General features: G+C 40.7%; 21 protein-coding genes, 5 tRNA genes and 1 pseudogene. 11 read left to right on the forward strand and 16 right to left on the reverse strand.

The window, feature by feature from the left end; all coding sequences use genetic code 11:
- Positions 1-135 precede the first annotated feature (135 nt).
- From H5232_RS04675 to dnaQ, 7 genes are all read right to left on the reverse strand, one after another.
- Positions 136-212, reverse strand: a tRNA-Asp gene (locus H5232_RS04675).
- Positions 213-250: 38 nt separating this feature from the next.
- Positions 251-327 (reverse strand) — tRNA-Asp (locus H5232_RS04680).
- Positions 328-358: 31 nt separating this feature from the next.
- Positions 359-435 (reverse strand) — tRNA-Asp (locus tag H5232_RS04685).
- A 41-nt stretch (positions 436-476) separates the two neighbouring features.
- Positions 477-553 (reverse strand) — tRNA-Asp (locus tag H5232_RS04690).
- A 27-nt stretch (positions 554-580) separates the two neighbouring features.
- A tRNA-Asp gene (locus H5232_RS04695) sits at positions 581-657 on the reverse strand.
- A gap of 98 nt (positions 658-755) precedes the next feature.
- Positions 756-2,099, reverse strand: coding sequence for a TIGR03503 family protein (locus tag H5232_RS04700; protein ID WP_404675522.1), 1,344 nt, complete (start codon positions 2,097-2,099; stop codon positions 756-758).
- A 41-nt stretch (positions 2,100-2,140) separates the two neighbouring features.
- On the reverse strand, positions 2,141-2,854 hold the full coding sequence (gene dnaQ / locus H5232_RS04705) for a DNA polymerase III subunit epsilon (protein WP_149982934.1): 714 nt from the start codon (positions 2,852-2,854) through the stop codon (positions 2,141-2,143).
- Positions 2,855-2,922: 68 nt separating this feature from the next.
- Here dnaQ and rnhA point away from each other — a divergent pair, with 68 nt between their 5' ends.
- Both rnhA and H5232_RS04715 read left to right on the forward strand, forming a co-directional pair.
- Positions 2,923-3,390, forward strand: coding sequence for a ribonuclease HI (gene rnhA / locus H5232_RS04710; protein ID WP_145241653.1), 468 nt, complete (start codon positions 2,923-2,925; stop codon positions 3,388-3,390).
- 85 nt (positions 3,391-3,475) lie between these two features.
- Positions 3,476-4,339 (forward strand): MBL fold metallo-hydrolase, encoded by an 864-nt coding sequence (locus tag H5232_RS04715; protein ID WP_182830593.1) that lies wholly within the window; start codon positions 3,476-3,478, stop codon positions 4,337-4,339.
- Here the strand turns inward: H5232_RS04715 and H5232_RS04720 are convergent.
- A complete protein-coding gene (locus tag H5232_RS04720; RefSeq protein ID WP_145241649.1) occupies positions 4,310-5,068 on the reverse strand; it encodes a class I SAM-dependent methyltransferase in 759 nt (252 codons plus the stop codon). The genes H5232_RS04715 and H5232_RS04720 overlap by 30 nt on opposite strands.
- 52 nt (positions 5,069-5,120) lie before the next feature.
- Here H5232_RS04720 and gloB point away from each other — a divergent pair, with 52 nt between their 5' ends.
- Together gloB and H5232_RS04730 are read left to right on the forward strand one after the other, a co-directional pair.
- Positions 5,121-5,906: a hydroxyacylglutathione hydrolase gene (gene gloB / locus H5232_RS04725; protein ID WP_182740030.1), complete on the forward strand. Its 786-nt coding sequence runs from the start codon at positions 5,121-5,123 to the stop codon at positions 5,904-5,906.
- A gap of 135 nt (positions 5,907-6,041) precedes the next feature.
- Complete coding sequence (locus H5232_RS04730) at positions 6,042-7,625, forward strand: LysM peptidoglycan-binding domain-containing protein (protein WP_182767724.1); 1,584 nt, start codon at positions 6,042-6,044, stop codon at positions 7,623-7,625.
- 50 nt (positions 7,626-7,675) lie between these two features.
- Here the strand turns inward: H5232_RS04730 and H5232_RS04735 are convergent, their stop codons facing one another.
- The 3 genes and pseudogenes from H5232_RS04735 to H5232_RS24120 form a co-directional block, all read right to left on the reverse strand.
- Positions 7,676-8,125, reverse strand: coding sequence for a flavodoxin (locus H5232_RS04735; RefSeq protein WP_149982930.1), 450 nt, complete (start codon positions 8,123-8,125; stop codon positions 7,676-7,678).
- Positions 8,125-8,889: a tRNA pseudouridine(65) synthase TruC gene (gene truC, locus H5232_RS04740; RefSeq protein ID WP_310736236.1), complete on the reverse strand. Its 765-nt coding sequence runs from the start codon at positions 8,887-8,889 to the stop codon at positions 8,125-8,127. Before truC ends, H5232_RS04735 begins: the two co-directional genes overlap by 1 nt.
- A gap of 30 nt (positions 8,890-8,919) precedes the next feature.
- A pseudogene (locus H5232_RS24120) lies at positions 8,920-9,207 on the reverse strand (YqcC family protein); the annotation flags it as partial.
- 103 nt (positions 9,208-9,310) lie between these two features.
- On the opposite strand from H5232_RS24120, the gene H5232_RS04745 reads away from it, so the two are divergent.
- Positions 9,311-10,339 carry a DUF3549 family protein gene (locus H5232_RS04745; protein WP_182740028.1) on the forward strand — a complete coding sequence of 343 codons (1,029 nt, stop codon included), beginning with the start codon at positions 9,311-9,313 and terminating at the stop codon, positions 10,337-10,339.
- Positions 10,340-10,642 (forward strand): DUF3301 domain-containing protein, encoded by a 303-nt coding sequence (locus H5232_RS04750; RefSeq protein ID WP_182830594.1) that lies wholly within the window; start codon positions 10,340-10,342, stop codon positions 10,640-10,642.
- Between the two features lie 767 nt (positions 10,643-11,409).
- Here the strand turns inward: H5232_RS04750 and H5232_RS04755 are convergent.
- Positions 11,410-12,051: a GNAT family N-acetyltransferase gene (locus tag H5232_RS04755; protein WP_182717947.1), complete on the reverse strand. Its 642-nt coding sequence runs from the start codon at positions 12,049-12,051 to the stop codon at positions 11,410-11,412.
- Between the two features lie 153 nt (positions 12,052-12,204).
- Here H5232_RS04755 and H5232_RS04760 point away from each other — a divergent pair, with 153 nt between their 5' ends.
- The 3 genes from H5232_RS04760 to H5232_RS04770 all read left to right on the forward strand — a co-directional run bounded on the left by H5232_RS04760 (position 12,205) and on the right by H5232_RS04770 (position 13,582).
- A complete protein-coding gene (locus H5232_RS04760) occupies positions 12,205-12,438 on the forward strand; it encodes a DUF2789 domain-containing protein (protein ID WP_145241632.1) in 234 nt (77 codons plus the stop codon).
- 89 nt (positions 12,439-12,527) lie between these two features.
- Positions 12,528-12,791 carry a hypothetical protein gene (locus H5232_RS04765; protein ID WP_149982925.1) on the forward strand — a complete coding sequence of 88 codons (264 nt, stop codon included), beginning with the start codon at positions 12,528-12,530 and terminating at the stop codon, positions 12,789-12,791.
- 17 nt (positions 12,792-12,808) lie between these two features.
- Entirely contained in the window at positions 12,809-13,582 is a 774-nt protein-coding gene (locus H5232_RS04770) for a Zn-ribbon-containing protein (protein ID WP_149982924.1), read from the forward strand.
- 39 nt (positions 13,583-13,621) lie between these two features.
- Here H5232_RS04770 and syd read toward each other — a convergent pair whose 3' ends face one another.
- On the reverse strand, positions 13,622-14,161 hold the full coding sequence (gene syd / locus H5232_RS04775) for a SecY-interacting protein (protein WP_182731911.1): 540 nt from the start codon (positions 14,159-14,161) through the stop codon (positions 13,622-13,624).
- Positions 14,162-14,220: 59 nt separating this feature from the next.
- Between syd and queF the strand changes: the two genes are divergently transcribed.
- Complete coding sequence (queF, locus tag H5232_RS04780) at positions 14,221-15,066, forward strand: NADPH-dependent 7-cyano-7-deazaguanine reductase QueF (protein ID WP_182717945.1); 846 nt, start codon at positions 14,221-14,223, stop codon at positions 15,064-15,066.
- Positions 15,067-15,120: 54 nt separating this feature from the next.
- Here the strand turns inward: queF and H5232_RS04785 are convergent, their stop codons facing one another.
- From H5232_RS04785 to H5232_RS04795, 3 genes are all read right to left on the reverse strand, one after another.
- Complete coding sequence (locus H5232_RS04785; RefSeq protein ID WP_182717944.1) at positions 15,121-16,002, reverse strand: peptidylprolyl isomerase; 882 nt, start codon at positions 16,000-16,002, stop codon at positions 15,121-15,123.
- 306 nt (positions 16,003-16,308) lie between these two features.
- A complete protein-coding gene (locus tag H5232_RS04790) occupies positions 16,309-19,995 on the reverse strand; it encodes a translocation/assembly module TamB domain-containing protein (RefSeq protein WP_182830595.1) in 3,687 nt (1,228 codons plus the stop codon).
- A complete protein-coding gene (locus H5232_RS04795) occupies positions 19,995-21,710 on the reverse strand; it encodes an autotransporter assembly complex family protein (protein WP_404936145.1) in 1,716 nt (571 codons plus the stop codon). The genes H5232_RS04790 and H5232_RS04795 overlap by 1 nt, the downstream gene beginning before the upstream one ends.
- Before the next feature lie 174 nt (positions 21,711-21,884).
- Between H5232_RS04795 and H5232_RS04800 the strand changes: the two genes are divergently transcribed.
- Positions 21,885-22,220 (forward strand): ribonuclease E inhibitor RraB, encoded by a 336-nt coding sequence (locus tag H5232_RS04800; RefSeq protein ID WP_182717941.1) that lies wholly within the window; start codon positions 21,885-21,887, stop codon positions 22,218-22,220.
- Positions 22,221-22,227: the final 7 nt, after the last annotated feature.

The following is a 22,227-nucleotide window of genomic DNA, read 5'->3' on the forward strand; positions in this document are numbered from 1 at the left end:
AATGTTATTAATAGAAACGAGTGGCGAAATGGACGTGACTCGAGCCCGCGAACCACGTCGTGACGGGAGGGAATTATAACCAACTGAACAACCACTCCGGAGAGATATCATTATACTTGTTATTACTTAAGTTGTTGGCGGAGTGGACGGGACTCGAACCCGCGACCCCCGGCGTGACAGGCCGGTATTCTAACCAACTGAACTACCACTCCAGCATACAAATTTTGTAATATAACATTGTTTAAATAGTTGGCGGAGTGGACGGGACTCGAACCCGCGACCCCCGGCGTGACAGGCCGGTATTCTAACCAACTGAACTACCACTCCAGCGCATATTTAAACTGTTATTTTTTCTTATTGGCGGAGTGGACGGGACTCGAACCCGCGACCCCCGGCGTGACAGGCCGGTATTCTAACCAACTGAACTACCACTCCATAATAAGAATATGTTTTACAACCATATGTTGTGTAAGTGTTGGCGGAGTGGACGGGACTCGAACCCGCGACCCCCGGCGTGACAGGCCGGTATTCTAACCAACTGAACTACCACTCCAGCGTGTACTTACAAATTGTCGAAAATTGGCGGAGTGGACGGGACTCGAACCCGCGACCCCCGGCGTGACAGGCCGGTATTCTAACCAACTGAACTACCACTCCACATTTTCGTTGCTGTCTGAGTCTCCCCTGACAGCGGCGTGAATAATACGAACCAACCCCTACTTCGTCAAGGGCTTTTTTGTTTTTTTACAGGTTTTTTAGTCATCTGACATCGAAAGGTTTAAAATTTCACCGGATCTATCACTTTTTGAACCATTTTTGTCGAGTTCTTTTTTTTCATTACTTTGCGGCTCATTTTCAACTGCTGTTTTTTTCTTCAAAAATGGTAAGTTGATTTTCGGCATGATTGATTTTTTCTGCACAAATACACGAATTGCTAACCAACCCAACAGCAAAACCAGTAAATTCCCGCCAACAATTAAACTAATAAATGTAATTGTTGCCATTGATTCGGCTTCCTTAGCAACTCTTTCTATTTCTTGTTGCTGTGCTGGGGTAATAATTGGTGCTGGTAATTCAGGCACCACTTCAATTGGCCGCTCGATTTCAAATTTATAGGTCGGTAAAGTTGCCATAAATTCACGGCCATTCACATTAGTGCCAAAAACAGACAGTTCAACACTGTATCGCCCCCAATCATAATTTTTAATCGTCAGCTGGCGGGTCAAACTGTTTTTAGCATCAAGCGTAAACATTTGCTCTTCATTATTGGGATAATAAATTTTACCTTGGATCAATACCGTCTCTGGTTGCACTATTTGGTTATCGAGGGTAATAGTTAAATGATGTTCTTGCAGGTCATCTTCGGCTAAGGCGATTTCATAACTAAAGGGGGGTTCTTTAACTTCGATAAGATCTTGCACCACGGTGCGCTTTAATAATGGGGTTTCAATATATAGCTCTGGTCGCCATTGTCCGGCTGGGAAAACTAATTTAAATTCACCGGTAAAAATACCATCTTTAGGGCGCTCATCGAAACCACGGCCATCGTCTTTAAATTCAGCAACATTCTGAGTGCCAGCGCCAAAGTTTGCAAAGTCACTGTTATTGGTGCTAATAAAGTCAACATTTAAACTGACCACATCCCGAAACAAGCCCACTTGAATCGGCTCACCATCATTTAGTATTTGCCCTGTAATTTTAACTGTTTCGCCACGAAACAGTAATGGGGGTAATGGTTCGGCTTGTAATTCTACTTCTCCTAACACCACAATCCGGCTTTTCGGCAAAATACTACCAACGACCTGCCAAGGCCCAGGCATTGGCTGCTTAATAGTAATCAGATCATAACTTAGCTCATCAAACCATTGTAGGTTGTCATCTTTTCTCGCCGAGGTTGCATAATATTTACTGCCATCGGGTTTTACCAATACCACTGCTGGTGCACCGGGCTTGCGAAAAAATAATAAGGTGATTTCGTCAACTTTATAATCAATACGAAAACGATTTTCCAGTAAAGGAATTTCATTTTGCCGCCCATCGCGCTGCAGTAAGGTTATTTTATCTTCATTTGTTGCACTGCTGGTGTTTGGTAACATCATAACCAAACACACAACTAACATTATGCTTCTCATGTTTTGCCTTATTCGGCGCGCCATATACATTGACCACCGGCTTCGTTGACTATATTTAATCGCTCTTCGTGAGCGAGTTGCTCATCATTATTGGCTTGTAAGACCACCAGCGGTGGACGGTTTGAATCTAAACGACGCAGTTCTTTTTGTTGTTGCTCACTGCCTTGATTTTTATTTTGATTAAGATTGAGCTTTACCTGCCCCCCCGTCATCGCTAAATAAACGTCAGCTAAGATCTCAGAATCCAGTAGTGCGCCGTGTAAGGTACGCTTAGCGTTATCTACATCATAACGCCGGCATAACGCATCTAAGTTATTCTTCTGTCCTGGATGCAAGTCACGCGCCATTTTGAGGGTGTCGAGAACTTGGCAGTAATCATGGGTTTTTTGATAACCTTGATTGAGCAACGCAAATTCATTATCCATATGACCGACATCGAACGGCGCATTATGAATTACCAGCTCCGCCCCTTTAATATAGTCGAGAAACTCTTGAGCTATTTGATGGAATAACGGTTTATCACGTAAAAACTCATTAGTGATACCATGAACATCAATGGCTTCTTCGTCACTTTTGCGCTGTGGGTTGATATAAACGTGAAAGTTATTGCCGGTTAAACGACGATTCACTAATTCCACACAGCCAATTTCAATAATACGATGCCCTTGTTTAGGGTCGATGCCGGTGGTTTCTGTATCTAAAACTATTTGTCTACGTGCCATATCGAATTTAGCCTGACTCTGGTATCTTTCTATAATCACTTTATTGTACATAAGATCAAGGGAAAACAGTGCAAAAAACCGTAGAGATTTACACCGATGGCTCATGTTTAGGTAATCCGGGCCCCGGCGGTTATGGTATTTTTATGTTTTATAATGACCACGAAAAAAAATTAAGCCAAGGCTATACCCTCACCACCAATAACCGAATGGAAATGCTCGCAGCAATTGTTGCTCTTGAGAGTTTAAACCGCCCGTGTGAGATAAACCTCACCACCGACAGCCAATACGTGAAACAAGGTATTGAATCATGGCTTGCTAACTGGAAGAAGCGAGGCTGGAAAACGGCTGCTAAAAAACCAGTTAAAAATGTCGATTTATGGCAGCGTCTTGATGCAGCCTGCGCCCGTCATAATGTGACTTGGAAGTGGGTAAAAGGTCATAGCGGCAATAAATACAATGAAATTGTTGATGATTTGGCGCGTGATGCCGCTGGCAGTAAAGATTTATTAGTCGATGAAGGTTACAACCCTGAATAATATTAGTAGGTAATTCATCATAAACCATTTAACAACTTAGTTATATGATATAAGATTTGGATATATTAAATAATGGAGTTGTTAAATGGCTATCTCGATCGAGTCTTTTTTTCATCAGCAAAGTGCTACCTTTACTTATTTAGTGTCTTGCCAAACCACTAAATCTGCCATGTTGATCGATGTCCCTGCTGACTTTGATGCTGCTAGCGGTACGTTAAGTTTTCAAACCGCCGACGAGATCATTGCCCATATAAACGATAACCAACTTATTCTTGAGTGGGTTTTAGAAAGCCACGCCCATGCAGATCACATTACTGCCGCCAGTTATATAAAGCAGCAACTTGCGGCATATCATCCTTGCAAGTTAGCAACCGGTAAAAAAATAATACAAGTGCAGGAGCATTTTAGCCGCCTGTATAATATTGATATGCCATGTGATGGTAGCCCATTTGAACAGCTATTTACTGATAACGAGCATTTTGCACTGGGCGCACACAAGGTTACTGTATTGGCGACTCCAGGGCATACTCCAGACAGTGTGTGTTATTTAATTGAAGGCAACTTGTTTGTTGGTGACACATTTTTTATGCCCGATAGCGGTACTGCACGCTGTGATTTCCCAGGTGGCAGTGCCAAAACACTTTATCAGTCACTGCAACGTATTTTAGCCCTGCCCGATGAAACTATTTTATGGATGTGCCACGACTATCAGCCGGGTGGCCGCCCACTTGCCAATAAAACATCGGTACTCGAGCAGCGCACCAGTAATATTCATCTACAAGCCTCTGAGCAAGATTACATAACAACCCGTAGCGCCCGTGATGCAACACTCAGTGCGCCTAAATTATTGCACCCAGCAATACAAATGAATATTCGCGCAGGCCAATTACCAAAAGCACAGCAAAACAGTCAGCGTTATTTAACGCTTCCGCTCACAGTGTTGCTTTGAGGTTTGCCGTAAACCCGCTCCTTTTACTGGAGCAAACTGTGGACGAGCGTGCCATTTAGGCTTTATGGGTGTCAAAGGCGCAACTCGTTTACGAGCGACCAACATATACACACTTCCCATGGGTTTTAGATATTGCTTGGTAAAACGTCGCCATGGCGCAAACCGCGATAAACGGTTGCCTCGTGCTAATGACGAATAAATAAAACGTTCATCACTGACTATTTCAAAACCTAATAGGTTAAGCCAATCTTTTACTCGTGCGGGAGTGAAAAAGCGTCCCGTCCATGGCAACTTTTGACCGCTAAAGGGCAACAATTGCGCCAGTCCACATAAACTAAATGGGTTAAACCCGGTGATCACCATATAGCCACCTGGTATTAAGGTGCGGTGTGCTTCACGTAATATATGATGCGGATCGGTGTGATACTCTAAGCAATGGCTTAATATACAGGCATCAACACTGTGCTCGTAAAAAGGGAGTTCATCTATATCGGCAACAACACCTGTAAATGGTCCTGACTCTGCTACGCAGACTTGGTGTTTAATGGTGCTTTTACTGGTATTAAGTTCGCCACTGAGATTACCGAGTTTTAACATGTGATAGCCAAACATTCGCGGTAACCACTTGGCCATTTTACGTTCTATATCACTACGTAAATAGTCACCATGAGGAAACTCTTGCCACGACAGTGGTTTGGGTCCTTCTTGAAAACTAAGGGCTGGTTTCATACGCTGAGCTCGTTATACTGTTTGATATCGTCACTTTATAGAGCAATGTCACATGGTGCAAGTCAAAGCAATTAAAGCCTTTTCTGATAATTACATTTGGTGCCTTAGCGACCCTACAAGTTCGCAAGCATGGGTAGTTGACCCAGGTCAAGCTGAACCAGTGTTAACTTATTTAAACCAAGCAGGTTTGACCTTAGCGGGTATTTTAGTTACCCATCATCATTATGATCATACTGATGGCGTAGCCGCTTTATGTGAAAAATTTGCGGGTATTGATGTATACGGCCCACACAATAGTCCATTTAAAGGGATCACAAAACCATTAATGGACGCGGATAAGATAACCGTACTTGGGACAGAATTTTCCATCATAACAACACCTGGACATACCTTAGATCATATTTGTTACCTTAACCCTAATTTAGCATTTACTGGCGACACTCTTTTTAGCGGTGGCTGTGGGCGTTTATTTGAAGGAACCGCTGAGCAGATGCAGCACTCTTTTGATAAATTAAAAAAATTACCACCTGAATGTGAAATTTATTGTACCCATGAATACACGCAGGCAAATTTAGCTTTTGCGCTGGCGGTAGAACCTAGCAACCGCGATTTAATTGAGTACGCACAGTGGGTAGATATTCAGCGTCAAAATAATCAAATTACCTTACCAAGTACACTCGCATTAGAGCTAAAAATAAACCCATTTATGCGAACTGATATTACTGGAATACTAAAGCGCTTACCTGAAACATATAATCCGAGTACAAAAAACACCTTACAAAATAATGAACCTTGGCAAAACTTTGCAGGTCTTAGAATCTGGAAAGACCATTTTTAAAAAACAATCTAATAATAATCAAGCAATTAAATTTTTAGATAGTTGATTATTACGATTTTAGATAGTCAAAAAGTGGCAATGTTATCTCATTACAGGTAGTATTCGCCGAGTTTTTTACCTGATGCATTGGTATTTATGAATAAATCCCCCCTTGTTTTAGCCTTAGCACTAGTGCTAAGTGGATGTCAAACATTAACATCAACACAATCTGATGACCTAGTTGCTAATCACCCAGAACAATCGCAACTTGAAGGCGCAAGCCCAAATGATATTAGCGAAGCGTTGATGATCAATGCGCAATATCACCAAGTAAATGATGTAGATGAAGCACCTATTTTTGATGATGTATGGGAGCGTATTCGTTATCAACTATCGATTGAAGTCCCGCAAAATCGGCCTGTCGTCACTGAGCGTAATTACTACGCAAGACACCAAGCTTATTTAGACCGTATTTCAAAACGTGCTGAGCCTTATCTACATTTTATTGTAGAAGAAATTGAAAAACGCGATATGCCAATCGAAATTGCATTGCTGCCGATTGTTGAAAGTGCCTTTGATCCATTTGGCTACTCATACCGCAGTGCATCAGGTATTTGGCAATTTATGCCACAAACTGGTGAGCGTTTTGATTTAAAGCAAAACTGGTGGTACGACGGTCGTCGTGACATTGTACAATCAACCCGTGCGGCGCTTGATTATCTATCTTATTTACATAAAACCTTAGAGGGTGATTGGCTCAACGCCATCGCGGCCTATAACTCAGGTGAAGGGCGTTTATTACGCGCCATAAAAAAGAACCGTAAAAAGCACTTGCCTACTGATTTTTGGTCTCTTGATTTACCCAGTGAAACCACCACCTACGTACCAAAACTATTAGCATTATCAGACTTATTAAAACGCCAAGATGACTTTGGGATAAAGTGGAACCCGATTATCAATGCACAAGTTGTTGAAGCGGTTGATGTAGGTTCACAAATTGATTTAGCACTGGCCGCGGATATGGCTGATATTAGCCTGACTGAATTATATCGTTTAAATCCAGGTTTTAATCGCTGGGCAACGGATCCAAATGGTCCTCACTTTTTATTATTACCAACAGATAAAGTTGAGCAGTTTCAACAATTATTAGCTAAAACAGCGATGAAAGATCGTCTGCGTTGGCAACAATATATTGTCGCAAGCGGTGACAGTTTATCGGTGATTGCGAAAAAGTTTGCCACCAGCACCAGTGCTATCAAATCACTCAATAAACTAAAGTCAAATACCATTCGTATTGGTCAGCAATTATTAGTGCCGTTAAGTGACGGTGCAATCAATAGTAAACACTTACCAAAGCAAATGCGTATGGCGGTGAATAACAATAGTCAAAAGAAGCTCTCGCATACGGTTAAAAATGGCGATACTTTATGGGATATAAGTCGAGAGTACGATGTAACCATTAATGAACTCGCTAGCTGGAATAAACTTAAAAAGAATAGTGTGTTACGTTTAGGACAAAAGTTAACGGTTTATCAGAGCCCTAAGACCCCTCAGGCGGCGTTAGCCAGTACCAATCGAACAATCACCTATAAAGTTCGCCGTGGTGACTCTCTGGCTCGCATCGCAGCTAAGTTTAATTTAACAGTCAACGATATTATCAAATGGAATGACTTATCAGGACAAAAATACTTACAACCAGGACAAAAGTTAAAGCTTAAAGTGGATGTGAAAAGCACCTAAACGAAGTTATACAGATAATAAAAAAGAGCGTTTTCGCTCTTTTTTATTATCTACTGAGGTAACTTAGCTAACCACTCTTGGAGCCATGGCTGAGTTACTGGCCAAGGTTCAAAATCTTCACAGGCATCGATTTCTAAACGATGACCGATAGGTTGTGCTTGTAAGTCACGAAATAACTCATCAAAACTTCGCCCTGCGCCACAAAACGTATCACCATAACTTCGGTCGCCCATGGCGATAATACCGTATGGCTTAGCAGTTAACATAGGAAAAGTGCTATTCAACTCGTTAAAAAAACCAGCAAGGTTGTCAGGAATATCACCTTGTCCGGTGGTCGAGGTGATCACTAAAATATGTGTGGCTTGCTGAATATCTGCAATGGTTGGTTGATCAACTAAATTTACGCTGTGCCCTGCTTGTTCTATTGCGTCAATAACGTCGTCACTTAAACGCTCGGCACCACCATAAACACTGCCTACAAATATGCTAATAGTTGCCATTAATAATCCTTCTCTTGATGTGGCCAGCCAAGCTGTTGACAAATAGTGAGCATTGCTTCACCTAGCGGCGCTTTAATATTGATTTGTTGTTGAGTATAAGGGTGCACAAAATTAAGCTCAGTTGCAAATAACATTAATCGACGTAATGCAAAATGCTCTCTAAAAAATTGGTTATGCTGATTATCACCATGATTAACATCACCAATAATAGGCAGTGATAAATGTTTTAAGTGACGGCGGATTTGATGCTTACGACCAGTTTTAGGAAAGCACTCCACCAGCGAATAGCGCACTGTTGGGTATTTATCAATTGGTATCGGTAACATTGCTTGCTGCAAGCAGTTAAACTGAGTTTGTGCCTCTTGTGGGGCTTTATTTTGATCAGCAAACTTATCCGCAATTTTATCCAGCTGTTCTTTTAGTGGTTTATCTAAAAACACCGACTCCGGAGCAAAACCACGCACTAACGCGAGATAACGTTTCGAGATTTGATTATCAATAAATAACTGATTAATGTCCCGTGCAGCTTCAGAGCTCAATGCAAACAGTAACACACCTGATGTTGGCCTATCTAAACGATGCACAGGGAACACATGCTGGCCAATTTGATCGCGCAGCATCTGCATCGCAAATTGTGTTTCGTGTTTATCTAAAAATGATCGGTGTACTAATAAACCAGAAGGCTTATTAATTGCGATATAGTTTTCATCACGGTACAAAATTTCAAGCTCGCCAAACTCAACGGGGGCTGGACGTTCATTCACTATTACTTCTCTTCCTAATAACTTATCAAGCTGAGCTAATAATTGCATCACAGCTGCACCACCATTTTTTTGCGCTAACATGAGTTCAGCCATTGGCGCGATGGCAAAATTACTCGGTAACGGCTGTTGTTGAGCGACTAACATTTGCATTTTTTCAATAAATACAAATTGTAACCACTGCTCAAACGCCATAGTATCGTGACAAAATGGCACTGTTGAGTTTAACGCTTGCGGATCAATTGGAGTATTTTGCCAAAGTTGATGCTGTTTTAATAAGTCTTCGAGTTGCGTTAAGTAAGTTTGGGTCTGTTGGTACATAACCACCCTTGTTGATTATCATTGCTTGATTATACCCTGTTCCAACATGGCCTGCTATGGCGTATAATTTAACGAATTTTGCAGTAAAAATCAGTGGATCATTATGACCGAGCAGATCGCAACCTTAGGGCAATTACTTGATGGCGCAGGCACAAATTGGCGCGTTTTTGATATTGGCAGACATATTACCAAGCTAGATAAAAAGCAATTTTTAGCCATTGAGCAAGCACAGATCCCCTATCCTTTCCCGCTCGCAGGCCATGCATGGTTAGCTATTCAGTTTTGGGATAGCAAAGCCAGTAGCGAGCCCTACGTGTGGTTTTTAAAGTTTCCAGTTGATGAGCAAAGCAAACTGGTATGCGCCAGTCGCGATCACTTTGCCAATATGGTAATAGAAGCACTTGGCAATGATTTGACCGGCGAGCAAGCTGACGGGAAGCTTGATAATAACCCGTATGTGTTTACACCTAACGCAAATAAACTAGCTGCATTTAATGCACAGTTAAAAGTGTTATTAAAACAACCTGCCTCACAATATTATGAGTACACCCAACTGTATTTTAGTGGCAAACTAGGGTTTGATAATTGGCAAAGTGTGGCAGTACAGGGTATTGCTGATTTTGCATTACGCTTAGATAGCGATAAAAATCTAGCGTCATTACAACAAGCCTGGGAGCAACTGCCAGCTGAAGTATTACAACCGCTCAGCGCAATGCTTGAACATGTTGAAATACCGTCGATATTTAGTCAACAATTGTTAAGCTACGCCCAGCAAGCCATTGCGCAAAAAGATACCTTAGCACTGTGTTGTGCCCTACGTGCAATGTCAAAAGCACAAGCGCAAACACTTACGGCACAATTAGTGGATACTATTTTAGATTCAGAAATTGCCACAGAATCGGATGTTTTACTGACCATAGCAGGACGTTGTTTTAACTTGCTCACTGATCCTGAGCGGTTACATATTTTTATGGACAATTGCGCCCATCATCAGCAAATTGAAGAGCTTTTCCCAAGTATTTTTGCTGACTTAGTTGCAATACCGAGTATTCGACCACACTTATTAGGTTTACTTCGTAAAGAAAATCGCAGCGAAACCCTCGCGCGAGCAATTGGAAGGTTATTCTCGTAAATGGCAAGTTTATGGACATTCATTATCATTGGTAGTGTAATTTATTTGTTTTGGCTTAATCGTAAAGTTGCTGAAGCTGCCAACGCACATGCAAAACGTCAAAGCGACCAGCTACAAGTGCAATTAATGAGTGTCGCCTGCACTAAACGCCGCTTTGGCCTTTTAAAAAGCGGCAAACCTGGTATCAAAAGCGAGTTTATTTTTGAATTTTCCAGTGATGGTGAAAGCGTTTATCAAGGGGTGTTATTTATGGAAAATGAAATGCTGAAAAGCGTTCTATTTCCGCTACATATGCTCCAGTAGTGAGATAGCGAGTTAGTCATTTAGCAAGTTTACGAGTTAGCAAGTTTGAAAGTTAGCGGGTTAGCAAGTTTGCAAGATTGCAAGTTAGCGCGTTAGAAAGTGAACGAGTTAGCAGCGCACACTGATATTTAATCATTTCACGTTAACTATAAAAAACTAAGGCGTAACATATAGTTACGCCCCAATCTGACTTCGTCCATAATAAGGCATCCATACCTACGCCGAAGCTACCATTTTTATCTATCCCCTGAACGGGTATATATCCAAATACACCCTCACATTGCATCTATGCAATATCCTACACATCCTAGTGTTATCCTCTTTGCCTACCTGGCCATCCTGCGTTTCCAAACGCTCCTATTACTTCCTGTAATATAATCCTTTGGGCTATCCTTATCATTAGCTCCGCTAATGTACCGCATCCTCGCAGTGTCCTAACTCATCCTTGCATCCGTGTTAACTTGTCCATTTGCTTCCTGCTAAGCATCTTGCTTAATTGCCACAATCCGTTTCCTTGGCAGCAGCTCATTCATTGAGTCTGTGTCGTCTTGACAAAGTAAAGTTTAAAGCAAAGTGGACTCAGCGGTAGTCATAAATAATAATAATTTTCATGTAACAAATTTGCAAAAACAATTTTTTTACTATAAAACAGTTTGTTACGATGAAATCAATCATGATCACAGCGATATAAAAGGCTTAAGCGCACGATAATGTGAGACATCTCCTACAGTGACATTTCCATTATGGCGCTTTATCTTAAATCAATGCTATTGAGCTGATTTAAATAGCAGTTCACCTTGTACATTGTTAAAAGTCAGTTGTTGTAAGTGCACAAAACCTTCACTGGCAAAAAACGCGGTATGTTTATCTTGGGTTACAAATACAGCCATACCCGATGCAGCTGGATTACCGCTAACTAAATCATTCAAGCCACGCAGTAGATGACGGCCGAGGCCTTCACCATGAAAATGAGGATCAACTGCGATAAAGGCTAAAAAATAGTAATTTCCTTGTGCTGCGAGCGCATTACGGATCGTTTGCTCTTTTTCAATTAATTGATTTGTTTGCAAATAGCCAGCACTAAGCATTAACTTTAAACGCCAGTGCCAATAGCGCTGTGCTTGCAGCTGACTTGATGATTCGAATACACACGCAACCGCTTTTAAACGATCATTTTTATATAAACCAATCAGCGGCTGTTTTTCTTGCCAAAAAGTACTGAGCTCTTCACGGATCAGAGCACGTAATTTTTTTTCATAAACGGCTTTATTCGCCTCACTATAATTGAGCATTGGTTGCAATAGCGGATCATCATGATAAGCTTGATAGATTAAGCTCGCAGCAATACTAATGTCTTCTGCAGCGATATATTGAACTCGAAATGTCTCATTTTCAGTCTCAACTGTCATAGCTAGTCCTTTTTATTATTTTGATTTTTTGTACATCAACAACTATAGGTATATTCCTATCTGCGTTAAAAGGCAAATTCAGCGGGTGTTAAACTCTAACAACCCATCATAAAGTTCTATAACTGTTTTACCGTTACCATCAAGGGGCATGACATGGATACCACTAAACACGATATCAATACATTATTCAAACAACTCGGCTTACCAAGTTCAGAGGCTGAGATTGACACTTTCATTGCTGCTCATTCATTACCCGCCACAACATTATTACAAGACGCCCCTTTTTGGGATCAAGCACAACAACATTTTATTGCTGAATCATTAGCAGAAGATGGTGATTGGAGTGAAGTGATTGACGAACTGGATGTACGTTTACGTCAGCAGTAAAAGTATTTGGCTACGGCCAACCACCTGTTATTATACCCGGCGCAGCACATGTTAGTGCTATGCCTTACTTTAAAGAGTTTAAAAATCGAATGAATGCTGTTGTTTTTGATGCAATTAAAGCCCTTCTTGATGAAGGCAAAATTCCTACTGTAGCTTTAACTAAAAGTAAACTGACACAACCTATTCCATTGCCTGTTATTATTGCTGCTGTTAGCCAATATAAAAATAACCCTGATTCTATCCATAATTTAGCAAAACAACCTCAGCAAAAAAGTGAGACTGTAGACAACTCTAGTCAACTTGATCGCATCGAAGCAAAACTAGACCGCTTACTAGCACTACTTGAAAAATAATAAATTAGAGATCCATCATGTTTGTTGTTGATTTAACGTTTGATTGTTACCAAGATACGACCCTTGAAAATGCCGAACAAGCGATAAACCGCTTAGTTAATGCACTGCGCTTTAATGGGCAAATAATGGGAGAAGAATTCCCAACAGTATTAAAAGATGGCTACTTTGTAACGCGTGTTATGTGTCCCACTGATGATGCAATGCACCCGCTCAACAACAGTCCATTTGTAAAACACAGCATTGATAAATTACATAGCGCTGGATTGCTGGCACCAAAAGTAAAAGTGATCGGCCAAGATATTCACTCTAATGGTGCAGATGAGTGTCATGAGCCGTCCAGCTATATTTTATATACAACCTATGTGCATACATGTAGTCCGCTGTATTGCGGTGATGATTTTTTACCCGTTCCGTTGTTTAAAATACCCGCGATTGCCAATGGTGATTATAAAACTTTAATAAAATGGCAAGAAGACTGGCAAGCATGCGACCAAATTCAAATTAATGGTGCAACGCGTTGTGAATTTCCTGCATTAGATGAAATATCAAACATTGATAGCGATCTTTCTCGTCGCGGTAAAGATATTGCCAAACGTGTTAGCTTTTTAACTAAAAAGCCAGTTTATTATTATTTGTATCGGGTTGGTGGCAAAGACAAAGCATCTGAGCTTGAACGTAAATGCCCAGGCTGTAATAACGAGTGGAAGTTACCTGAATCATGGTTTGGCTTATTTGATTTTAGATGTGAACCATGTGGTTTAGTGTCTAATATATCGTGGGATTTTCAGTAATAAAACAAAAGGGAACTGCAGTTCCCTTTTTTAGCATTGTTATATTTCAAGTGCTGCAATAAACTCTCCAAGATTAGCCGCTAAGGTATGATGCGGTTTCTTTCCGACATACTCCAAACATACTTCACCTGAAGAAATTAATACTGATACTAATAAATCGTCTTGATCCGTTAAGCCTATAAATACCGTTGGCTCTTGCTTAAGCTTACGCTTCATCAATACATGCCCGGTTATATTTTGCTGCAGTAAATCAAAGTCATCTTCATTCCAAGCTTGCAGTAACTCCACGCTATGTTGGTTTATTTTGGCAGTAATTGCTCCTGCGAAAAACGCGCCATAATACTCATTCAGTGCTTGTGGAAATTCAACCTCAAGGGCTGCTGCTAAATCAGTTAAAGAGCCTGTAGGACTGCGACGCGTCGCCTGCCATTGGATCATACCATTTGCATCCGCACTGCCAACCTCACAAGGGCTTGACCAATCACTGTCGTGCTCAATACATGGTAATGAATCTGTCTGCTCTAACTGGCGCTGGGCAAATCGTTGATGAAGTTGTTCTAATTCTGTAGCAATACTCATACTGTGAAACTCATAAGCTTTAGGTATAATGGCGCTATTGTAACTATAAAAGACGTAACATGACAGATTACAGCAATTCACCTGAACTAAAAGGCAGCGTACTTGGCCAGTCAACCGAGTATGTAGATACCTACACACCGAGCTTATTGTTTCCGATCGCACGTAAACTTAACCGCGATGATTTAAACATTGATGAAAGTGCCTTACCCTTTAAAGGTCAAGATCTTTGGACTGGCTATGAGCTGTCGTGGTTAAACGCAAAAGGTAAACCTGTGGTTGCCGTGGCCACCTTTGAATTTCCTTGTCAAAGTAGCCATATCATTGAATCAAAGTCTTTTAAGTTATATTTAAATAGCTTTAATCAAAGCCGTTTTGATTCAATTGATGACGTACAGGCTATTCTAACTGCGGATCTATCGACAGCAGTAGCAAAGCCCGTCAATGTTACTTTGTACAGCCCGAGTGATTATAACTGTTTACCCTGTACGCCGTTGCCTGGTGAGTGCATTGACGACTTAGACATTGAAATTGATAACTACCATTTACATGCTAACTCTTTACAAGCGGTCGCGACAAATACAGTGACTGAAACACTGCACAGTCACTTATTAAAATCTAATTGCTTGATCACCTCACAACCTGACTGGGCGAGTATTATTATTCGCTATACCGGTGAGCAAGTATGTAAAGAGTCTTTATTGCGGTATTTGATTTCTTTTCGTACTCATAATGAGTTTCATGAGCAATGTGTTGAGCGTATTTATTGTGACTTAATCACGCAATTGAAGATTACCAAGCTTGAAGTTTATGCCCGTTACACCCGACGTGGTGGCCTTGATATCAACCCATATCGATCCACAGATCACGATACAATACCATTTAACGTGAAAATAAACCGCCAATAATAGTCATTTTATTGTATAGAACCCCGAGCCCGCTCGGGGTTAATTTTCAACTCGCTAACTTTCTAGCTCACTAACTCTTTTAGTTGGTATTGACATACCGCATACATCAACATAATTAGGCGTTTCTACAAACCATGCTTCACTGCGATTTTGACGCGCTTTAATCAACATTTTAAAACTATTAGAATCTGTTTTTAGCATCTTAAATTGACTCAGGTCCTCTTTGCTTATATCAGCTAAAACTTGCAGATCCGTTATTGGATTAAATTTCTCTCCTGCTGTTTCTATGCGTGAGAGCAGATTAAAATGAGCCATGCCTTCTAGCACCCGGCCAAATACGGTAATATTTCTATCTAAGTAACGAGGTCCATGACCTAATGTGACATAAAACTCAGTGCCACCGCTGTTAATATCATTATCCCTTGCCATCGCAAATATACCGTTACAATGTACTTGCCAAGTTTGGGTTTGCGCTTCATTTTGTGCCACTGCAAAGCCATTTAAAAACCCCGTGATTGCAGCGTAACCATCTTCTCTATCCAGTTCGGTAATTTTAAGTGCCATTTTAGTCGCTAAATAAAACTCAGCAGGTACAGCTTTACTTGCAGTGTTAATTACTTTTTTACCACTGGCATCACCGCCTTGGGCTACAAAACCTTCCACAAAACGGTAAACACTCAAACCTCTATAAAAGCCTTCACGAGCAAGTTTTTTTATATTCTGTGTGTGTTTTGGTGCAAGTAATGGATTAAGTTCAATATACGCCGCGCCCGAAGGTAGAGTAATTTTAATGATATTATCAGTGTCTACCATTCGCCATTCTGATGCGCTTACATTACTCATTACATCACTGACTGTTGGTTGTTCAACCGTGTTTGCCACGCTTGTTTGACTCAAGATTAACGCAACCGCAGCTAAGCATGATTTTTTCAACATATCCCACAACTTTTTTTATTATTAGTGGTGCTACATTATTGGGTTAAGGTTTTTTTATCAAGCCAAAATTGTTGTTGCTGAATCGGCGCACTGCGCGGCAATAAGGGATTGCGAAGCTGAACAATTAGACGATTTTTTAAATTAGCTTGCGCAATAGTGATAGCAGACTTACTTAATACCAGTGCGAGTAACTCAGCAGGATAAGGATGACCTTCGGCTTAGCTAACACTTAATTGCGTGTTAGCTAAGCCACTAAAAGAACAAAATAAATAAGCTAAAATATAGGCTCTCAATGCATCATGACCATTAATCTAAATCGAATTTATAAAGAATATCAACATTTTGATACAGGCCACTGGTGATTTCAATGTATAACTGCGACAGTAACTGATAGCGTACAGCCACTTCACTAAGGGAGTCAAAAATCCCCACACTGTATTTCACTTGAATGCCTGGCGCAACGTAACCCGAAATTTCAACTTTGGTTTCCTCGCCGCTACCCTTAGAGCTCAAACTCACATCAGATAAACCAAACGTTTCACCAACTTTAGAAACCATTCCTTCGCTGCGGCTCACCCCTTGCGATAGCAACAACTGAGTTAACATCGCATCGGTTGAGCTATCACCTTCACCTAATGGTTGACCATTTAACAAGTAAGCGAGTGATTGTGCTTGATCCATTGCAGGCTCTGAAAACACTTTGAATACAGGCTGGTCGATATTGCCTGTTAAAGTGATCCCGGCAATAACATCATTAGCTGTATTGGCTGGATTACGGATCGCTTTAATATTTAAGTACGGCTTATCAATTGGGCCACTAAAACCAATTTGCCCGGTGCGAATTATCAAATCTTGACCAAATGAACGATATGTCCCTTGTCGTAAATTCAATTCACCGGTGGTGATCATTGGCGTTTGTTGATCCATTTTAATCGCTAAATCACCTTCAATTTTTGACTCCAAACCAAAAGATTTTATACGCACATCGTTTTCAACAATTAGCTTTAAGTTTATATCGTAATCAAAAGGCACTGCTTGCGTTTGCTTAGTCTGCTTATCAATAATAATCTCATCATCACTGACTCGCACAGCGCCTTCTGGTAACTCTTCGATTTCTATTCGACCATACGGGACAACCACTTGCCCTGCTAGTTTAAAAGCATTATCAACTAAACTTATTTTTAAGTCTGGGGAGATCTTAAAAATCACTCCTTGCTGCGCACGCACATAAAACTGCTCACCAAGTACCGCTAAGTTAACTGCAGGTTGAGTCCCTTGCCAATCAATATCACCGGTCAGTGCTAAGTCACCGCCTTCAGCATCTTTTAACTGACCCTCTAAGGTCGCTTTGGTTTTATCAAATGCGATACTAATATTTGAATCCACAATCGCGACTGGAAGTTGCTCGCCTTGTAAATTCACGTCGGAAATCTCAAGTTCACCATTTAACAATGGCGCACTGAGCGTGCCAGCTAACGCAATTTGCCCGCTAATACTGCCTTTTAATTGCTCTAGAGTACCCATAAAAGGCTGTAAATCGGTTAATAAAATCTTATCAATCATAAGTTGACCACGAAGCAATTGCTGACCAGTTAAATCTTCAGCATTGAGGTCAGCACTGATATCACCAATCACACTAGAGCTTAGGCGAGCCTGCAATTGTGCATTTTGTTGACCCGCGGTGGCGTTAAGCGAAAACGTTTCTATTGGTAAACGATAGCGCTTATCTTCATTTATAAGCGTAGCCGCCAAATCATGTGAGCTAATTGCTGCTGTTAAAGTTTGTAATTGAGTGTTTTGCCAATTCGCATTTAGTTGGCCGTTCAAGCCCCCTTCGGTAATAATATTCTCAGGTAATAAATGTTTTATTTCGGCTAGATCAAAATTATCCAGTTGCGCTTTAAACTGACCTTGTTGGTTAGTTTGGCTAAGCTGCTCAACGCAAAGTTTGCTATTGTCACTTTTCCAGCAATGTTGCTGCACCGAAAAATCGCCATTGTCGATATTAAATTCAATTGCAACCGCCGGTTGTGTGCTAACACGAATAACATTATCAGTAAGTAATACATCACTGACACGGCCTTGCCATACTTGATTAATAAATTTACCAGCAACTTCAAATTGAGCTTCTCCGTCAGCGGCATCTAAATTAAGTTGCAGTTGATGATCAGCTTTATCACCTGCAGCTGCTATAGTAAAACTGTTGATATGACGACCAGATACGCTCGCATCGGTGAGTTTTAAACTCACATTGGTTTGCCAATCAGCGGCATAATTAAAGTCTGTTTTGAGCGCTAAATGTTCAATCGCAATATCAGCAAAGCTTAAATGACTGATGCCAACATCTAAATTAACTATCGGCTCCAATCGTTGCCCAGTTATCGCAAGCTTACCTTCACCAACGCCGGTAAATTCGAGTTCATTTTGCTGCGCTTTATTTAAATGTAACAGCCCTTTAATATTCCACTGCTTAGTGATATCACCAGATAATGTAAGTTTATTTTCACCACTGGCAAGCTCAAACTTATCAATACTTGCATACAGTGAGTTATTTAAATCAAAGTCTGAGGCAAAGCTAAATGGTATATCGTTCAGCGTACCAGCTAGCTGAGTATTGGTCATTTTCAGCTGCCATTGCTGCTGCTTAGCACTGAAAACACCGTTAAATTGCCCTGAAAGATCACTTGTTAGCGCATCTGTTAGGTACTGGGCTTTCAAATGAGTTAATTGCCCTGAAAACTCACTATGGATACCTTCATCCCAACGCGCAGACGCTGTAATAGTGGCTTTACTCTCGTTCGCTAACAATGACAAGTCATCGACGTGGATCTGGGTTAGGCCACCTTTAAGAGAGGACTTTAACTGTACCTTAGGGTATGCCGCCAACTGACTTTGTGCTATTAGCTGTAACTTATAATCATCAGCATTACCTTTGCCAGTTAACTGCACATCACTAATCTCTAAAGCGTTGTTATCTACTTCAAGCTGCCACTGAGTAATATTTGCATTGACTGAAAAAGGAAAGTTTATCGTTTTTAAATCTGCGTATATTTTTGCACTTAGCGGATATTGCCCTTGGGTGATTACATCTAATTGCAAATCGTGTAAATCACCATCCACAGCCAAACTGAGCTGATGCTCTGGATTGTTAAGAGTTATTTTTGCCGTAACCGGCGTATCATCAACTAAGGAGGCTTTTAATTGGCTACTCAAATGCCATTGCAAATAGTCAGCACTGAATGAAGGTAATATCAGTTGATTTTTTGCAATTGAGAAAGCACCTTTAATATCTGTAATTTCATGACTTTGCTCACCCTGTACAATCGTTACTTTCGATACCAATAATTGCTCAAGTGTTGCTGCAAGCGGCGAGCTAAAATGGATGTCAGGTAACGCCGCAAGTGCAGTTAGTGGTTCGCTAGGAGGTGATTGAGTCTCTTTGAGCAGCACATCAACTTGAGCAATTGAGAGTGATTTTAACGTCACAAGGGATTGCTCTGCCGAGGCTGACAGCGCAAATTTTGTCACTGTGACATCAGCGCTGGGATGAGCAAGCTTAAACGATGCAATTGCGATACGTTTAATCGAAATTGCTATCGGTAAACTGATTTCATCAGTACTACTGGCAACTGGCAGCTCTGGAACAGTCGCTTCATCATCAGCTAAATTTTGTGAAGTATCGGGCAATACCAGTGCCATGCTCTGCGCACTTATATTTTCGATGCAAATACCTTCACATCCCCACCAATATAGATCGATTTTTAGGTTTTTAGCATTAAAATCTAAGCCACCTTGTTGAAACCGCACATCAAATGAATCGTTATATAAAAAACGGCCATTGTTAATATCTATGTGTAAGCCATCGACTAGTTTGTTTGCGGTATAGGCAATCAACTGATTACCCGGTGCTGTAAATAATAAACAAAATACCAGCACGAATACCGAGGCAAGAAACACTGTGAGTGCGGTGATGATTTTTTTCATTCTTGACATTAAATTTCAGGCCCTATGGTAATACTTAATCGTGTACTGTTACTTTCTTTAGTGAGTCCCCACGCGTGATCAATTCTCACAGGGCCTACTGGTGTTAAATAACGAATACCAAACCCAGCCCCCACTTCTACACGGTCAGTAAAGTCATTGGTCGCTGTACCGCTGTCTACAAATAAGGCTGCTCGCCAACTTTCTGCAAACTGGTAATTATATTCAACAGTACCTGTAATTAGATATTTACCACCAATCAAACGACCGGCTTCATCTTCAGGTGATATTGATTGATATGCAAAACCACGTACGCTTTGATCACCACCAGCATAAAAACGCAGTGAAAATGGTACGTTATCAATATCATCAACCAACATTGCACCAATATTTGCTTTTAAAAAAATCAGATGTCGGTCAAGGTATGTTTGCAACCAAGCATTTTGTATCTGCATTCTGACGATATTAGTAGTTGAAAACATGTCCTTTAAGCCAAACTCTGCCGACACCAGCCATTGATATCCTGATGATGGTGTTGTGCCTCCCTCGGTAACTTTTTTAGCGTAACTGAGCCCGGGCATTAACATTTTTGAGCTTTGCTCTGTATCGCCAATTCGGTATGTTTCACGATCGCGGCGTAAAAAAGCGGTACGAACCCAGTTATCATTGGTCAACCATTGCCGTTGTAGTTGCCCTGTGAGAATTTTACTGTATACGTCGTTAGTTAACTCATCTTCTAACTTGTAACCAACAGAAAAACGCCATAAGTCATCATTTGGATCATCAACAGGGACAGTGTAACCAAGTGAAATATCTTGCTGACGCTGTGACACATTTAAGTTACTTTCAAGGTAGTGGCCATTTTCAGTGATCCAAGGCTTAGACCATTTAAAACGCACTTTGGGCCCCAGATCTGTACTGTAGCCGCCGCCTATTTCATAACTATTGGCAGGTTTGTGTAGCACGTCAACCCTAATAGGCACTTGCTTATTTGCACGATTAGAAATATCAGCGTAAACACGTACGCTGGCAAAATAAGGAGTGGTTGAAAGCGCTAAGTTATACTCAGATACCAAGGTTGCTTTATAAGCTTCACCTTGCTGAAATTTTGCAATAGAACGGATGTATTTTTCAGCTCGAGTTTCTTCACCTAAAACTAACTCACCAAATTGATAACGAACACCGGTGTCGATCGTTAGGATCACTTCAGCACTGTTATTCTTTAATGAAATTGCGAGTTGGTGTGCTAGCCATTTAACATCAAAATATCCTAACTCAAGCAATTGCCCTTCAATTTTTTTACGCGCCGCATCATAGTTACTGTGATTTAAAATATCCCCTTGATTTAAATTAATAGTGTTGATGCTATGCTTGAGTAGAGGGTCATCTTTACCATCACCTTGGACAGTAATACGTACGTCTGCAATTCGTGTTACAGGTCCGCGCTCAATAGTGGCCACTAAGGTTTGTGTTTCATTATTATAATTTAACTTAATGGTCGGTTTATAATAACCAAGTGCTTTTAAACTACTCGCCACTTGTTTTTTTGCATGACTTAACAAAGTACTGGTTGCATTGTCACCTTCTAATTGTTTTAAGTACAGCGCAACGTTTTTTTCAAGATCGCCCTTAATACCATTAATTTCATAACTAGTTACCACTTGCGCAGCTGCAAATACATGAAACGAAAAAAATAAAAATAAACCAACCGCAAAGCGAGTTAATATCCAACTAGGCAAGTAATTTCCTTACTTAAAAACAATTTACCGATAATTATTGAAATAGTACCATATTGAAGTCACTTCACGCAGTAACTCAAATGTGAAAATTAGTACGCTTATGTGCTTTATTTTGGTTACAATAGTCGATACTAATTTGAAATAATTTTATTGAGTTTTTAAATGCACTTTCCTGATGATGACAATGGCCAACTTTTAGCTGAAATCGCCGCTGCGGGTATAGATTTGGCCCAAATGCACAAAATTGATTTCTATATTTTATTTGAGCAAAAAGTAGATGCCGAAAAGTTTGCCACCGCGATAGCCAAAGATGAACTCTCCCCTGCCACCGAATTAGTGCAATGCACAGACACCGGTATTTGGGAAGTGGTAACTCAGGTAGAGATGGTGCCAGATCACACTTTACTTGGCCAAACAGAGCAATATTTAGAAAGTATTGCAAATGGCTATAACGGTTATGGTGATGGCTGGGGATTAATGGATGGCGACGACGCCTAAGTCTAAA

This window comes from Pseudoalteromonas sp. SG41-5, assembly GCF_014164495.1.
Classification (GTDB): domain Bacteria; phylum Pseudomonadota; class Gammaproteobacteria; order Enterobacterales; family Alteromonadaceae; genus Pseudoalteromonas; species Pseudoalteromonas rhizosphaerae.